Source organism: Enterobacter cloacae complex sp. 402C9 (assembly GCF_050030745.1).
GTDB classification, from domain to species: domain Bacteria; phylum Pseudomonadota; class Gammaproteobacteria; order Enterobacterales; family Enterobacteriaceae; genus Enterobacter; species Enterobacter intestinihominis.
The window spans coordinates 2359395-2374825 of record NZ_JBLGUW010000001.1; the positions used below are offsets into that span (position 1 = coordinate 2359395).

13 protein-coding genes are annotated in these 15431 nt (G+C 56.9%); 2 read left to right on the forward strand and 11 right to left on the reverse strand.

Features of this window, described 5'->3' with window-relative positions:
- The first annotated feature begins 4 nt into the window (after positions 1–4).
- On the forward strand, positions 5–1294 hold the full coding sequence (locus ACQG1K_RS11275; protein WP_022648168.1) for a glycoside hydrolase family 10 protein: 1290 nt from the start codon (positions 5–7) through the stop codon (positions 1292–1294).
- Positions 1295–1332: 38 nt separating this feature from the next.
- Here ACQG1K_RS11275 and dsbG read toward each other — a convergent pair whose 3' ends face one another.
- The 11 genes from dsbG to ACQG1K_RS11330 all read right to left on the reverse strand — a co-directional run bounded on the left by dsbG (position 1333) and on the right by ACQG1K_RS11330 (position 14301).
- Positions 1333–2109 carry a thiol:disulfide interchange protein DsbG gene (gene dsbG, locus ACQG1K_RS11280; RefSeq protein WP_045308134.1) on the reverse strand — a complete coding sequence of 259 codons (777 nt, stop codon included), beginning with the start codon at positions 2107–2109 and terminating at the stop codon, positions 1333–1335.
- A 41-nt stretch (positions 2110–2150) separates the two neighbouring features.
- Positions 2151–2708, reverse strand: a complete 558-nt coding sequence (locus tag ACQG1K_RS11285) for an RNA polymerase sigma factor (RefSeq protein ID WP_169441116.1) — start codon at positions 2706–2708, stop codon at positions 2151–2153.
- 5 nt (positions 2709–2713) lie between these two features.
- Positions 2714–3127, reverse strand: a complete 414-nt coding sequence (locus ACQG1K_RS11290) for a hypothetical protein (protein ID WP_045622692.1) — start codon at positions 3125–3127, stop codon at positions 2714–2716.
- A 191-nt stretch (positions 3128–3318) separates the two neighbouring features.
- Positions 3319–4869 carry a methyl-accepting chemotaxis protein gene (locus ACQG1K_RS11295; RefSeq protein WP_367074513.1) on the reverse strand — a complete coding sequence of 517 codons (1551 nt, stop codon included), beginning with the start codon at positions 4867–4869 and terminating at the stop codon, positions 3319–3321.
- Positions 4870–4964: 95 nt separating this feature from the next.
- Positions 4965–5981, reverse strand: a complete 1017-nt coding sequence (locus ACQG1K_RS11300) for a LacI family DNA-binding transcriptional regulator (protein ID WP_017693400.1) — start codon at positions 5979–5981, stop codon at positions 4965–4967.
- A 28-nt stretch (positions 5982–6009) separates the two neighbouring features.
- Entirely contained in the window at positions 6010–7416 is a 1407-nt protein-coding gene (locus tag ACQG1K_RS11305) for a sucrose-6-phosphate hydrolase (RefSeq protein WP_367074511.1), read from the reverse strand.
- Positions 7416–8786, reverse strand: a complete 1371-nt coding sequence (locus ACQG1K_RS11310; protein ID WP_038416083.1) for a sucrose-specific PTS transporter subunit IIBC — start codon at positions 8784–8786, stop codon at positions 7416–7418. Before ACQG1K_RS11310 ends, ACQG1K_RS11305 begins: the two co-directional genes overlap by 1 nt.
- A 66-nt stretch (positions 8787–8852) precedes the next feature.
- Positions 8853–10370 (reverse strand): carbohydrate porin, encoded by a 1518-nt coding sequence (locus tag ACQG1K_RS11315; protein WP_367074509.1) that lies wholly within the window; start codon positions 10368–10370, stop codon positions 8853–8855.
- Positions 10371–10541: 171 nt separating this feature from the next.
- Positions 10542–11438: an aminoimidazole riboside kinase gene (locus ACQG1K_RS11320; RefSeq protein ID WP_367074507.1), complete on the reverse strand. Its 897-nt coding sequence runs from the start codon at positions 11436–11438 to the stop codon at positions 10542–10544.
- Positions 11439–11526: 88 nt separating this feature from the next.
- Positions 11527–12738, reverse strand: a complete 1212-nt coding sequence (locus ACQG1K_RS11325; protein ID WP_367074505.1) for a diguanylate phosphodiesterase — start codon at positions 12736–12738, stop codon at positions 11527–11529.
- 66 nt (positions 12739–12804) lie between these two features.
- A complete protein-coding gene (locus ACQG1K_RS11330; protein ID WP_367074503.1) occupies positions 12805–14301 on the reverse strand; it encodes an alpha/beta hydrolase in 1497 nt (498 codons plus the stop codon).
- A gap of 267 nt (positions 14302–14568) precedes the next feature.
- On the opposite strand from ACQG1K_RS11330, the gene ACQG1K_RS11335 reads away from it, so the two are divergent.
- Positions 14569–15423 (forward strand): MurR/RpiR family transcriptional regulator, encoded by an 855-nt coding sequence (locus ACQG1K_RS11335; RefSeq protein ID WP_023300159.1) that lies wholly within the window; start codon positions 14569–14571, stop codon positions 15421–15423.
- The last annotated feature ends 8 nt before the right edge of the window (positions 15424–15431 follow it).

Consider the following 15431-nt stretch of genomic DNA (forward strand, 5'->3'; position numbering starts at 1 on the left):
GCAAATGATGCGACACGTAAAACGGACTGGCGCGCTGCTTGGCTGCGCGCTTTTACTGGTAAGTTGCACTTCCAAACCACCCAAATCACTCGTTACCCCGCTGCCGCAGGCGAAACCTGTACAGCAGACTAACGAACCCATGCGCGGGATCTGGCTGGCGACCGTCTCCCGTCTCGACTGGCCCCCCGTGTCATCGGTGAATGGCCGCAGCGCGGACCAGCGTATCGCCCAGCAACAGAAGGCGCTGACGGACAAGCTCGATAAGCTGAAAAAGCTTGGGATCAACACCGTCTTCTTTCAGGTAAAACCGGACAGTACGGCGCTGTGGGCCTCTGAAATACTGCCGTGGTCAGATACCCTGACGGGGACTATCGGGGAAGACCCTGGTTACGATCCGCTCCAGTTTATGCTGGATGAAGCGCACAAGCGCGGGATGAAGGTTCACGCCTGGTTTAACCCTTACCGCGTCTCCACCAACACGAAGCCGTCGACCATCGCGGCGCTTAACCGTACCTCGTCGCTTCATCCCTCCAGCGTCTACGTCCAGCATCCGGAGTGGATCCGCACCTCGGGGGATCGTTTTGTTCTCGACCCGGGCATTCCCGAGGTGCGGGACTGGATAACCCAGGTGGTGATGGAAGTGGTGAATCGCTACCCTGTCGACGGCGTTCAGTTCGATGACTATTTTTACACCGAGACGCCGGGCTCAACCCTGAACGATGCCTGGACCTTCAGGCGCTACGGCGAGGGATTTGCGTCGAAAGCTGACTGGCGTCGGCACAATACGCAGCAGCTGATTGTGCAGGTATCAAGGGCGATCAAGCAGGCAAAGCCTGAGGTTGAATTTGGCGTCAGCCCGGCGGGAGTCTGGCGCAACCGCTCCTTCGACCCGGCAGGATCGGACACGCGCGGTGCCGCAGCCTACGATGAATCCTACGCCGATACGCGAAAATGGGTACAGCAGGGTTTACTGGATTACATTGCGCCGCAGATCTACTGGCCCTTCGCCCGCGACGCGGCACGATACGATGTGCTGACAAAATGGTGGGCTGACGTGGTGAAACCGACCCATACCCGCCTGTATATCGGGATCGCGTTCTACAAAGTGGGCGCGCCTTCCAGAAACGAACCGGACTGGACGGTGAACGGAGGCGTACCGGAGCTGAAAAAACAGCTCGACCTCAACGATTCACTGCCAGACGTAAAAGGCACCATCCTGTTCCGTGAAGACTATCTTAACCAGCCGCAGACGCAGGAGGCCGTAAATTACCTCCGGGGGCGCTGGGGTAGTTGACTGACAAAAGGCAGAAACGTCCTGTTTCTGCCTTTTTTTTACGGCTTCGGCCCGAACATCGCCTCAAGCTGTTTTGCGTCTGGCATTCCCACGACCTGCTGCAGTTCGTTTTGCTCATTCAGGTAATAAATAGCCGGTGTGGCATTCGCGCCGAGACTGTCCATAAGCGTCTGGTGATTTTGCAGGATCTCAACGGTTTCCCGTGAAGCCACCCCTTCAGGTTTAGGCAGCTTTTTACCGCCGGACAGCTCGTACTCTTTCCAGGCCGACACCGGATCTTTGGCATTCAGGATCGCGGAGGCGTTACGCCCGCTGTTCGGGTTAAGAAACGCAACCAGCAGCGTGTTGAGCTGGACCTTGCCGGCCTTCACCCACGGCTGCGCTTCAGCCCAGAACTGCTTGCAGTACGGGCAGAACGGGTCGGCAAAAACAAAGACTTTGCGCGGGGCGCTCTCCGCGCCCTCTTTCAGCGGATGCGCCGCATTGAGCTTTTTCCACATCTCGCGGCCCATCGGGGCGTAGATCTCTTTCTGGAAAAAGGCCTCGCTGAGGTTGGTTCCCTTCTCATCATACAGATAGCCAGACACCACGTGCTTTCCGTCAGGGGTCAGAAAGAGCGTCACGCCCATGTCCTGATACTGCCCCAGCCACGCTGGCGCGCCGCCGGGGGCATCAATTTTCTTAATGATTTTGATATCCTGCTGCTCACTGAAGTGCTTTACCACATCCGGAAGCGACTCCTCTGCCCTGACCAGCCCTGAAAACAGCAGAGCAGAGAGTAACAGCATCTTTTTCTTTGCTAACAGTTGAAGCATAACGACCCCTCTAAGATATTGTTTTTCAGAGTGGTCGAACTTTATTGCCCTGTCAACGCTTCATAAATATCCTTGAGGCGACTACGCAAAAATCGCACAGCTTTGTGTTTGCGGGATAATAACGCCTGCACGCTGTCGCCCGTTTCCTCCGCCAGCGCCTTCATGGTGTATCCTTCAAATTCCGTTTTTTCAAACACCTCGCGCTGTGGTGGCGGCAGTTCCGACAGGGCTTGCCCCAACTCTTCCCACAGCAGGATGTTGAGATACTCCTCCTCCGGGGTTTGCGGTACGCCGAATAACGTTTCTGCAATCTCCTGCTCCGGAAAGTCCTCGTCATCTGCCGTCAGGTACCCCGGCAGTGAAACCTCATGCTTTTTTCGCGCCCGGTCGATCATCTCATTCCGCGCGGCGCGAAACAGCCAGGCGGCGACGTTCTCCACCGGTTGTTCCACTTTCATCAACTGCCAGGTCACTTCCTGAAGAATATCATCGACATCATCACGAACCGCAGTCCGTCCGCGAATGAAGGCTTTTAGCCGTGCGCGGCAGGCATTGAGTGCCGAGATCAGTAATGATTCCCCCGCCTCACCGGCTTTCATATCGCTCACTCGGCTTCCGGCGCTTTCGCAGCGTTATCATCTCGCTTCTCATCCCGGTCATCGTGCCACCGGCAATGACCATGACGCCCAAATCCCGCCCGACGCTGCTGAATGAAGGCTTCACGTTGTTCGGGGGTCATATTCATCCATTGTGCGTGCATACGACGGTGTGCACCGAACATACCTGGACGAAAACCCAGCCCACCGAAAAGAATGCGGCTCAGCAGCAGGATCCCCAGCGCCTGCCAGAAGCCAATGGCTTTAACCCCCAGGATGGCCGGGAGCAACGCGTTCCACAGGGACATGACCAGCAGGCCAAGCACCACGAACAGGACTGCGCCTATCACGATGCCCTTGTACATACGATGGCGGCCCAAACCACGCCCGTGACCTTTTCCGTGCATATCAAAATTTCTCATGTGTACCTCGTTTATGTTGAATGATTATGGTCTCTGATGAGGTAGACGGATGAGGAACAGAAATATTGCCGGGGAAAGATAAAATTTATGTGATAGCGGCTTTGTACGGATAACAGTAATGGCTGAAGGAGATTGTGCAGCGGCTGAATGCAGACATTAAAAAGGCTCCAACAGGAGCCTTCCTCATTTAATCACGCAATTGCCGGCAGACGAAAACTCGAAATACTCTGCGACAGCTGCTGCGCCTGCTCCTCCAGCGAGGCCGCGGCTGCGGCGGATTGCTGCACCAGCGCCGCGTTCTGCTGGGTCACACCGTCCATCTCCGTTACGGCCTGCCCAACCTGACCAATTCCACGGCTCTGCTCTTCTGAGGCAACCGAAATCTGTTCCATCAGCGTATGCACTTTATTCACAGAGCTGATAATAGAATCAATCACCTCTCCCGAACGATTCACCAGTTCCGCACCGTTTTTAACGCTGGAAACAGACTGGGCGATAAGGCTTTCGATATCCTTCGCCGCCACCGCGCTTTTCTGGGCCAGGGTGCGCACTTCACTTGCCACCACGGCAAATCCTCGCCCCTGCGTACCGGCACGCGCCGCTTCAACGGCCGCGTTCAGCGCCAGAATATTAGTCTGGAAAGCAATACTGTTGATGACGCTGGTGATGTCCTCAATACGCTTCGAATTGGACGCGATAGTATTCATCGTTTCGATGACTTCACGGGTTACCGCTTCACCGGTATGGGCATTTTTCACGGCATCCTGCACCAGCTTACCGGCCTGGAAAACGTTATCGGTATTATTCGCCACCGTCGCACTCAGCTCTTCCATGCTGGCGGCCGTCTGGGTCAGGGCAGAAGCCTGTTGCTCGGTACGGGAGGCCAGGTCGATATTGCCGGAGGCAATTTCCTGCGCCGCATGCGTTACGGTGTGGCTGGCATCGCGCACCTGAGAAATGGTGGAGAGCAGCGCCTGGCGCATCTGCTCCATCGAGGACATCAGGTGATCGATTTCATTCCCGGAATCACGCTTGATCGGTACCGGTACGTCCAGCTTCCCGGCCGCAATCTGTCGACAGTGCTCGCGCGCCAGGTTCACTGGCGCAAAGACCACGCGTTTCATCAGCAGGCTGACGACGAAGATCACCACCACGAACAGCACCGCAATGCAGGCGATAATAATCAGACCCGACACAAAATTATGGCTCGCATCCTCGTTCAGCGTTTTGGCGTACTTCTGGTGAACGGAGAGAACCTGATCGAGCACAATTTCATATTGGCGATCGAGTTGAGACACCACGGGAATAAGAGCGTTGAACCGCGACACATCGTGAGCGGCGGCAGCGGCAATCAGTGGTGCCAGTCCCTGGTTACGGTAGTTTTGCCACGCCTCCTGGTAGGCAGTGACCAGCGGGGCTTCGTCCTGCAAACGCGGCGAGGCCATAAACGCCGAAAATGCACTATCGGCTTTGGTCAGCGCCTCTTTAACCGAGGCCAGTTTCGCAGACGAGTCGGTGGCGTCCCCCGCTTCCAACATTTTTACATACTCCATAACCCTGACGCGCAGGGTTCGGCTATGGTTAATGGGATCAATAATGGACAGGACCACCTGAATTTCTTTGTTCACATTATCCAGCGAAGTATTACTTTTAATGATGAGCCCAACGCTGGTGATGGTGCTGGCCACAAAGAAGAAAAGCAGAGAAAACAGGATAATCAGGGATGATTTTTTCAACGACATAACACACCTCAGGGATTTAATTTCCCTTTGGTTATCGGCTGAATACGATTTTTAATTAATTAAAGTTATTGATATATCCGTCAGACTTTACCCTGTCACTCCACGGCCTTGTACCGCCGTTGCAGTGTGGCATCCAGTTTACGCTGGATCGGCTCCGGCGTTTCCCCTTCAATCAGTTTGCCAATCAGATCAAAGCAGTGCCAGGCGAGCTGACGGTTATCCTGTCGAACGGTATCGACAGGAATGGTCAGAGAATCATAGAGATAGTGATCGTCAAAGCTGGCCAGACGCATATCGCTTTGCAGCAGATTATGTTGCCCCATATAGCGCAACACCCCTTCCAGCAGACCGCAGGCGGCGGTAAAAAGGGCTTTTGGCGGGCGGCCCAGGCGCGCGCAAAGTTCGGCAAACATTTCGTAGCCGGAGCTCGGATGGTAATTACCATGAATAATCCACTCCGGACGTAGCTCGACGCCAGCGTCACGCAGCCCCTGCTTAAACCCTTCCAGACGGTCACGCGTCGGGGAAAGCCGCGGCTGGCCGCCGAGGAAGTAGAACTCATCCGGATGCTGGCGCGCAATGTCGGCCACCAGCGTGGCGGTCGGGGTAATTGAATCGGTGAGGACCAGCGGCAGAGAACTGTCGTTCATATGACGGTCAAAGAGCACAACGGGCAACTGCTCGCTCAGCTTTTGATAATCCGCGTCGTTGAGCATGCTGGAGGCGACAATCAGCCCGTCCACCTGGCGGGCCACCATGTTATTGACCACCACCGTCTCCTGGCCCGGATTTTCATCGCTACAGGAGATCAGCAGCTGAACACCCGCCTCGCGGCAGAGGGTCTCCAGCTCATGAGAAAAAACGGCAAACCCGTAGTTGGTGATTTCCGGCACCACCAGACCAATGGTGTGGCTGCGGTTGTCCCGCAGCGAACGGGCGTGAATACTGGGCTGATAATGATGTTCTTTGGCAATCGCCAGCACACGCTCGCGTGTCTCCTCCGCCACCCGAAGCTCTTTGCTGCGGCCGTTCAGAACCAGACTGGCGGTGGCTTTTGATACCCCCGCCAGCTCCGCGATATCTTTAATGGTGACGCGTTTTGTTTTTCTCACAACGACTTAGATCCGGCTGCCAAAACCCCTATTCTATCATGCAGCTGCGCAGCGACCAGTAGCGTAATGTGATGTCGGACGCACCTTCGAAGCGAACCTGGGCCGGATGGTCAGGAAAATAGCGGCTGCTCATGACGCCTTCACCGTGATTGATGAAAATTTCGACGCTGGAACGGTCACACAGCACGCGTAAATGATGAACAGTGCCCTGCCAGTAGCGGGTCAACGTCTCTCCGGTTTCCAGGCTGGCGCGTTCCAGATGGATCCCCGCATCATCCATAATCAGCCGCAACGCGCCGGCAAAATCCACGTTTACGCACGATGCGCTCAGTTCGAACTCAAGACGGGTTCCCTCCAGCACCGGGGCATCGCTGGCGCGTCCCTGCCAGTGATGTTCATCCTCGCGCAGCGTTTCCAGCTCACGGACCGGCGTTTGCCAGAGCTTACCGTCGCGGTAGCGCAGCTCGCGCGGACAGGTCATCTGGTGGATCCAGCCGTGCACCCGTGTAGGCTGGAGCATCTCTTCGCCGTCCGGCACGCCCATCCAGCCGATGAGGATGCGGCGGCCGTCTTCTGCCACCGTGGTTTGCGGCGCGTAAAATTCGAAACCGGCATCAAGCTCATGCAATTCGTCGTGCGCAAATGCAGGCGTTTGATAATCAAATGCCCCACTCATCCAGACGGCCGGATAGGTGTTGAGATAGCGATGCGGTTCACGCGCCAGCCCCTGTGGGCAGCAGATCAAGACGTGTGTGCCATCAAGCGCAAACAGATCCGGGCACTCCCACATATAGCCCGCGTCCGTGAGTCCATTGACGCCGTGACCGGCGATTTCGCCGCAGGACGCCCAGGTGTGCAAATCGGCTGACGTAAACAGCAGCACCTTGCCGCGCTTATGCTGATCCTGCGCCCCGAGCACCATGTACCACTGCCCGTCATGGCGCCACACTTTCGGGTCGCGGACGTGCCCGGTATACCCGTCCGGCAGGGGCAACACCGGTCCCAGTTTGGCAAACGTGCCGTCGTCATTTTGCACCGCCAGACACTGCCAGGCGGTGCGGCCGCCATCGTCAAACTTAACGTTGCCGGTATAGCACAGGGTCAGCACGCCGTTGTTATCCACGGCGCTGCCGGAGTAACAGCCATTGCGGTCATACTCTTCGTCAGGCATCAGCGCCATTGGCTCGTGCTGCCAGTGCACCAGATCTGCTGAGCTCCAGTGCCCCCAGCACTTGTAGCGATGTTCACAGCCCAGCGGGTTCCACTGATAAAACAGATGGTAACGTCCGGCAAACCAGATAAAGCCGTTCGGATCGTTCATCAGCCCTGTCACCGGTGCGGGATGCCACTGCGGATAGTGGCTGTCCGCCAGCGCACGCGGCTGGCCTTGCATCACGGCCTGCAACACGGCAGGCCAGCGGGAAGGTAAGGTCATTATTCAGAGTCCGTTTTATATTTCAGCAGCAGAGAGACGGTGAACGCCACGCCAAAGGCAATCACCATGCCGATAATATAGTTGAGCAGCGAGCTTGCCTGAACGATCGCCATACCGGGAAGCGCCGTCAGGCCAACGGCGGTCATGTAGACATGCACCGACACCACCCAGGCACCGCCCGCCGCACCACCGATCAGCGCCGCGATAAACGGCTTCACGAAACGCAGGTTGATGCCAAAAATTGCCGCTTCGGTGATGCCCAGCATCGCGGAAAACGCCGACGGTAAGGTAATGGCTTTGATTTTGGCATCGCGGGTTTTGAACCACACCGCCAGACACGCCCCGCCCTGCGCCACGTTCGCCATCGCCCAGATCGGCAGCAGGAAGTTCACGCCAATCGACGGGTTACCCAGCAGTCCGGCCTCAATAGCGTGGAAGCTGTGGTGAATGCCGGTAATGACAATCACCGAATAGAGCCCACCAAACAACAGCCCGGCCAGCCAGCCCGCGTGGGCAATCAGGGTGCTAAGAATAAAGGAGATCCCGTCGCCCAGCGCGCGTCCCGCCGGGCCAATAATCAACAGCGCGATAAAGCCGGAGATAATGACGGTCAGGAACGGCGTCAGGATCAGATCTAACGCATCCGGGATCGCCCGGCGAAGCTGTTTTTCCACAATGCTCATAAACCACACCGCCAGCAGTACCGGGAAGACGGTTCCCTGATAGCCAATCATGGCGATTTCAAGACCGAAGAAGTTCATGGTGTGGAAGCCGGACGCTACGCCCCAGGCGTTGGTCAGCGCCGGATGAGTCAGGATGCCGCCGAGCGTTGCGCCCAGATACGGGTTGCCGCCAAACTCCCGCGCGGCGGTGAAGCCAATCAGGATCGGCAGAATAATAAACGCCGCCGAGCTGCACATATCCAGCATGATATAGAGCGCGTTATCCGGATTAACCCAGCCGTAGGTTTTAACCATCCCGAGCAGGCCCATCAGCAGACCCGAGGCCACGATCGCCGGAATAATCGGCACGAAGATGTTGGAGAGCAGACGCGCGATGCGCTGAAACGGGTTCAGCTTGCGGGCTGCAATATCCGCCGCTTCCGATTTACTGGACTCGCTTATCCCTGCCGCCTGAATAAACGCGGTGTAAACCTTATTCACCACCCCTGTGCCGAAGATCACCTGCATCTGCCCGGCATTTCGAAAACAGCCTTTCACGCCTTCAACCTTGCCGATAGCCTGCTGGTCGGCAAGCGCATCATCGACCAGCACCAGACGAAGGCGCGTGGCGCAATGTGCCGCGCTGGCAATGTTCTCTTTGCCACCGAGCAGCGGAATCAGCTCGCGCGCAATATGATTAAAATCCATAGATACCTCTTCCTGACCTATTTTTATGATGTTTGAAACGCCCCCGCGATGCGGGAGCGTGAAGGGTTAAAACCAGGTTTCCATCTGCACCCCAAAGTTCCATTCCCCGCCCGCGTTGAAGCCGCTACTGCCAAAGGCGTCATCGCTGGCGTAGTTATCCAGCTTGCTGCTCCAGTCCATCCAGGTGGCGAACAGGCGCAGCTCCGGACGGCTGAAGAAATCGCCAATCTTGCCCGCCTTTAACGTCGGGGCAAAGGTCAGCTTGTAGAAGCTACCGTTAACCGCATTGCGATCCTTGTAGCCTTCCGGGTTTAAATCCATGTACTGATAGCTGCCCTCGAACGCGAGGGCGAAATTCTGGGTCACCTCTTTGATCAGACGCGTATTGAGCGTGACCCACTCATAGCTGTCGCCCTTCACGTAGCGGTCCTTACTGCTTTGCGCGAGTACGGCGGGCGCAATGTGCCAGCCACCGCCCAGCGGCGTGACACCGTAACTTGCAAAACGCCAGGTATCGGCTTCTGACAGCAATGCGCCGTCTGCACCAATGCTTTTCACCTCGGCCCCCAGACCGTGGCCGTAAAGCAGCGCCGTTTTGGCGGAACCTTCCCGCAGGCCGTAGAAGCTCTCGTTATGCAGACCCACCAACGCATGCACCCCGTTATTCGCCGCATCGGTTTTAATCGCATCGCCGTTGCTGTCCTTACGGTCGTCATTATCTTTTGCCCGTAAGCCGCTGAACATCAACTGCACCGGCCCGGCGAAGTGGTTCATGCTTAAGATGTAGTTCTGGACGTTGTTGTCGATCTCCTCTTCACTGCCGAAATTACGGCCATAAAGGGAGAAGTTACTGCGCAGCGTATCGTTCCACTTCACGTCGTAGACGCCGCCGCCGGTCCCGGCGAGAAATACCACGTCGGAATCCAGCCAGTGAATGTCGAAGTTGTCGCGGTCAAAACGCTTACCCGCCCAGAAGGTGCTGCCTTTCAGCGCACCGGTAACGTCCGGCAAATTGCCCAGCTCGGCAAAGGCCTGACGAATGTTCAGGTCGCTGCTGTCTGCCGACCAGTCGTTATAGGTTTTCTGACCGTCGGCCAGCATCGCCTTAAAGCGCGTCGTCGCACCATTCTCCAGCGTCTGTTTGTGCTCAACATTCAGCTCAACGTAGGTATCCGCTTCGTTCCCCAGACGCCCAATGGCCCCGCCCGTTTCCCCGGCGGGCGTCAGATAAGGGCCGCTTTTGCTGCTGGAGGCCGCGTCGTTCATCAGCAGGCCGGAACGGGCGTAACCGTGAAATTCAAAACCGCCTGTCCGATCGGCTTTCTCTTCCAGCACCGTAGTACGTTGCGCCACCGCCTGTGTGGAGGTCTGCGCTTCCTGCTGCGCAGCCACCAGCTGCTGTGTTTTCTGTTCCGCTGCCGTGGCGCGCTTTTCAGCAACCTGCGCGCGGGTTTCCGCCTCCTGCAAACGCTGCTCCAGCGCCGCCAGGCGCGCTTCGATACGTGTCATATCCGTCTGGGCAAAAACAGAGGTACTCCCGGCCAGCATGCCTATCATCACGGCAAGTCTGCGTTTTTTATACATTTTGTCGCATCCCTAATAACTATCGGTGAAAATGCTAAATTGCTAAACCGGTTTAGGCTGATGATACTAAACCGTTGAATTTTGAATCGGCAACGTTTTTTGCTAAACCGTTTTAGTAAGTGTGATCGAGGCGACAATTCAGGCCGCCGACCGGAGGCCTGGAGAGGTGAATTACAGTTCGTGATGATAAGGCAGCGCGGTCATTGCCCCTTTTGCGGTTGTCGCCAGCGCTCCGCAGCGCTGCGCTAACGTGATGACCTCTGAGAGACGGGCCTGGCCATGACGTGCCAGACCGAACAGCAGCCCGGCGACGAAAGCATCCCCCGCACCGGTGGTATCAATGCATTCCACGGGTGATGCAGGATAGTGCGTCAACGCGCCTCCCTGCCAGGCGGTGACGCCCTCTTTTCCCTGCGTCACCAGCACCAGCCTGGCCGGACAGGTGCGCATTAGCTCCGCCAGCCCCTCATGGACCTGCGCATTTCCGGTCAAGAACGCCAGCTCTTCCACCGAGATTTTCACCACATCTGCACAGGCTGATGCCCGCTCAAGACACTGGCGCAGCTCGACTTCATCGTGCCAGAGATCGGCGCGGATATTGGGGTCAAAGCTGACGAAACCGCCCGCCTGTCTGATAGCGGCCATCGCCTGAAACGTCGCGGAACGGCTGGGTTCGGCGCTGAGCGCGATAGAGCAGACGTGCAGCCACTCCCCGGCGCGGAATGGCGGGAGATCGGCAGAGTCGAGGAATAAATCAGCGCTCGGGCGAACCATAAAGGTAAAGGAACGTTCCCCGTCGTCATCGAGATCCACCACCACCGTGGAGGTGCGATGCTGCGGGTCCAGGCGCAGCCATTCTGTATTAACCTGCTCATCCGCAAGCGTTTTTTGCATAAAGCGCCCGAAGGGGTCGTCGCCCACCCGGCCTATAAAGGCGCTTCTGCCGCCCAGACGCGCAATCCCAACCGCGACGTTGGCCGGTGCGCCGCCCGGACATTGCAGCAGTTTGCCCTCTCCGTCGGGCAACAGATCCACCACTGCATCGCCAAGTACCCAGATCGTCTCCATATAACCTTCTTAGCTAAATAATGTTAAACCGGTTTAGCTATTTAAGCACAGGCAGGGTGTCGGGGAAATATGGCGAGGGAAAATTTGCTTAACCTACCCGTTGGGGCCAGTGGATATCACCCACGCCATTGAGCTGCGGGCGGGCGAACAAAAAGCCCTGGAAGCGGCGAATACCGGCGGATTCAAGCCAGCACCACTCTTCTACCTTCTCAATGCCTTCTGCGACCAGCGTAATCTCCAGATCGGTGCAGCAGCTGATTATCGACTTCACAATCGCCTGCTTGGGTCCGCTCTGGTGAATATCGCTGACGATCTCCCTGTCGATTTTGAGCTTATCCGGCTGGAACCGGGTGAGCAGCGACAGACCGGCATAGCCGGAACCAAAATCATCTATTGCCAGCCCAACCCCTTCCGCTCGCAGCTGTTTAATGGCGCTGTTAAACTGGTTAAAGCCGGATATCATCTCGTTCTCAGTGACTTCAATGACCACCTGCTCTGGCTGTAGACCGTGCTTTTTGATCTGCGTTACCAGGAACTCTACCGCACCCGGCACGTTAACCAGCGACATTGGCAGCAGGTTCACCGCCAGTTTGTGGCTGCCGATGCCCAGCTTTTGCGCCAGCGCAAAGGTCCAGGCTTTGGTATGCAGATCGACTTCGTATATCTTTTCACGATCGAGACTACGGAAAAAATGCTCCGGGCTGCCGCCGTCGTTTCCGCGTATAAGCGCTTCGAGAGAACTGATTTTGCCTTCGGACGGCTCGACAATGGGTTGCAGCGCAAACTGGCAGGGCTGTCCCGCCAGCAGACCTAACCCTTTACCAAACGGCGCGCGCTCTCGCGAAAGCGTCCATTTATCAGGCTCATAGTCCGAAGCGGGTGGGATAGCGGTTTTGCCGGCGATAAAGGTCTGAATAAATTTGAAGACCCGATCCTCAGAAGTCAGGTAGCTTTCCAGCTTGCTGTAATGCAGAACCGATGCCAGAACCGCTTTCGGGGTCTGAACGTCCAGGTTAAACAGCAGCATTCCCACGTCTTCGAAACGTCGGCGCGGACCGTAATCGCGCATCAGCTCCACCACGCCGGTATGCCGGTTGTCCGCACGGATGGTGTTAAAAAGCGCGACGACGTTCTGTTCCGTGCCTTCGAGAATTTGCAGAACGTCACGTCCACGGGAGAGAAGAATGCCTGAGATGCCCTGCTCCGTATTACGGATCCTGGCCTTTTCAACCAGCGCGCTTAACGCTGCGGAGGTGCAGGTTAAGCTCAGCTGGCTTCGATAAATGAGAGTTGTCAGCACAGAAACGGGGTCCGGTATGGGGTATACGCCTGAACGGTACTGTTTAACATAGTTCCCTGGGGTGGCCTAGTCTATTCCACTTCGGGGTTGATTCTCACCGAGACGGCTGTCGATCCGCGTCTGCATATAGTCGTAGAAAGGATTCGACGTTACGCGCATTAACGCATCTTTACCGACGCTCAGAACTGAGGTTTCTCCCCACAGGGCTATCGTCCCGAGACTGATTCCATAGCGGTTTTTCACCTCAGGATGGCGGCCATACAGATCGTCTTCAGGCGGGAACGGAATGGCAATATGCGACAGGGAATAAACCTCCTGCGGATACGAGACCGACAGCGGCGTCACCGTTTCCCGGGTGCTGCCCGCAGGCGTTGTCTTTGCCACCATATCAAACCTGTCAGGGCTGGCATTGGTCACGATTGTGACACTGTAACGCCTTTTCGCCTCGGGAAGCAGGTCAGCCACCGCCGTCCAGGATGATGGCCTGAACAGTGGACGGAAACTCCCGGCCTGATTGATGTCAAATACCACCAGTTCGCTGCCATTTGCCGGAAGCTGGTCAAACAGCCCGCTGACTACGGCGCGGGTACTGACCGTTGAATCCATGACCGACTGAAACGCCAGTACCGGCGGGAGCTGCGTTAGTTTGTGATCATGAACATCGCAGTTTATCTGCTCATGCAGCGCCCGGGTAAGCAGCCAGGATTGACGTGCCGCATTCACCGGGAACGAATTGTATTTATAAGGATTATATTCCGGCGAAATGTTGAGCCACGCGGCTTTGGCAAACGCCGGTAACATAGCCGGTAGCCCGGCGAATCCGGCAAAGCGCGCAAACGCCGTGACGCCAATCATCGGTGAGAGCAAAACGATCTGCTGAGGTTTACGCAGTTCAGGCGCATCAAGGGCGTCGAGGGCGTATTTCATCGCCAGCGCCCCGCCGTTGGAATAGCCCACCAGGTGCAGGGGGAGATCGTTCCCCGTCAGGCGTGTTGCTTCACGAACCGCAAGGCGCGTAGCTGCCAGCCACGCCTCCCAGTCAACGTCTGTCAACGCGCCCGGCGCCGTGCCGTGTCCGGGCAAACGAGGTACTACGGCCACAAAGCCGTGCTTTTGATAATTCACAGCCAGACGCCTGACGCTGTAGGGCGAATCCGTCAGACCGTGCAACAACACTACCGCCCCGCGCGGCTTTCCGGCAGGCATCAGCACAAACGACCGGTTTGCATCCGGAGTAAAGTGTCCTGGCCACACCAGGCTCTGACGGTAATAGCGGTTCAGCGGCGTGCGCTCTGCGGGGGTGACTTTCGCCGTCACCTCAGCATCAAGAGCGGTGAAGATGGCGTTTTCCCGCGCGACATAGGCTGCGAAGGTCGCGTTATCCATCTCCTGCACGGACATTTCGTCAGCCCGCCAGGTATGCCAGTGATGCAGGGACGGCCCCTGCTGCGAAAGATAAACCCGCACCGCCAGCAGAACGAGCACAATGATCCCGATAACCATCGCTATTTTTTTTGCGAGAGCCATCAGGCGCACGCTGACCCGCCAGGGCAAATTCGCCATGTAAGGCTCCCTCTCTTATCCACAGATCTTTCATCTTACCAAAAAATGTGAAGAGGCTGTCGTATTCACCAAATAGATACCGCTCAGGCCGGACACTGCACCAAAAGTGAACTACGCTGCACAAATGTTGAGCATCTGTTAAACAAATATTGCATTAACTTTGCTGCACAGCGCGTTTTCGCCGCAATGTGAACATGGCACGCGTCCTGCATTGTTAATCTGATAACAGAAACCCGGCCTTTGACAGCCAGTTAACAGCGAGGCGGTATGACGACCAAACCTGAGGTGTTGAGCCGTATCGAAGCGACCTTTAGCCAGCTCACCCCGAGCGAAAAGCGGGTGGCAAGCTGGATGCTGGCGCACGTCGGGCAGATCCCTTTTGAAACGGCTGAGAGCGTGGCGCTGGCCACGGCCACCAGCGGGATCACCGTCGGACGCTTTCTGCGCAAGCTGGGCTATCGCAACCTTGATGACGCCAAAAAAAGCCTGCGCGATCCCCATCAGCCCTGGGGCATTAACGAGCGGCTGGACTCCTGGAAACAGCAACAGCCGCTGTCGGATCGCCTTCAGCACTCCCTGTCGCTGGAGGTGGACGCCATTGCCCATGTCTACCAGCTGGCGCAAAGCGAAACGTTCAGGCAGGTGGTCCAGCAACTTTCCCATGCCGACGCCGTCTTCGTGCTGGGGATCCAGTCCACGCGCGGGATCGCCAATGCGTTCTTCAGCCATCTGGAGTATCTGCGCCCGCGGGTAAGCTATTCCGAAGGGCTCTCCGGTAGCTGGGTGGAGTCGCTTAACTCCGGCTTTGCTAACCCGTATATCGTGCTGACCGATACCCGCGCCTACTCCGCCATTGCCCGCCAGTACTGCCGCGTGGCGAGCGAAAAAGGACTGGCGATGGCGCTGATCACCGATATCTGGTGCCCGTGGGCGCGGGATTACCCGATTGATTTACTCCAGGTGAAGACCGATACCGGCCATTTCTGGGACTCGCTGGCGCCGGTGAGCTGTCTGTTCAACCTGCTGCTGTCGGGCGTTGTGGAGGCGCTGGGGGAAGCGCTGCCGGAACGTCTGGCAATCAACCGACAACTACAACAAGAATTTGGTCAATTTGAACGCTAAAGGAGCGG

Coding starts and splice junctions, on each gene's coding strand:
- ACQG1K_RS11275 (WP_022648168.1), top strand. CDS start 5: ATGATGCGACACGTAAAACGGACTGGCGCGCTGCTTGGCTGCGCGCTT.
- dsbG (WP_045308134.1), bottom strand. CDS start 2,109: ATGCTTCAACTGTTAGCAAAGAAAAAGATGCTGTTACTCTCTGCTCTG.
- ACQG1K_RS11285 (WP_169441116.1), bottom strand. CDS start 2,708: ATGAAAGCCGGTGAGGCGGGGGAATCATTACTGATCTCGGCACTCAAT.
- ACQG1K_RS11290 (WP_045622692.1), bottom strand. CDS start 3,127: ATGAGAAATTTTGATATGCACGGAAAAGGTCACGGGCGTGGTTTGGGC.
- ACQG1K_RS11295 (WP_367074513.1), bottom strand. CDS start 4,869: ATGTCGTTGAAAAAATCATCCCTGATTATCCTGTTTTCTCTGCTTTTC.
- ACQG1K_RS11305 (WP_367074511.1), bottom strand. CDS start 7,416: ATGACCTTACCTTCCCGCTGGCCTGCCGTGTTGCAGGCCGTGATGCAA.
- ACQG1K_RS11310 (WP_038416083.1), bottom strand. CDS start 8,786: ATGGATTTTAATCATATTGCGCGCGAGCTGATTCCGCTGCTCGGTGGC.
- ACQG1K_RS11315 (WP_367074509.1), bottom strand. CDS start 10,370: ATGTATAAAAAACGCAGACTTGCCGTGATGATAGGCATGCTGGCCGGG.
- ACQG1K_RS11320 (WP_367074507.1), bottom strand. CDS start 11,438: ATGGAGACGATCTGGGTACTTGGCGATGCAGTGGTGGATCTGTTGCCC.
- ACQG1K_RS11330 (WP_367074503.1), bottom strand. CDS start 14,301: ATGGCGAATTTGCCCTGGCGGGTCAGCGTGCGCCTGATGGCTCTCGCA.
- ACQG1K_RS11335 (WP_023300159.1), top strand. CDS start 14,569: ATGACGACCAAACCTGAGGTGTTGAGCCGTATCGAAGCGACCTTTAGC.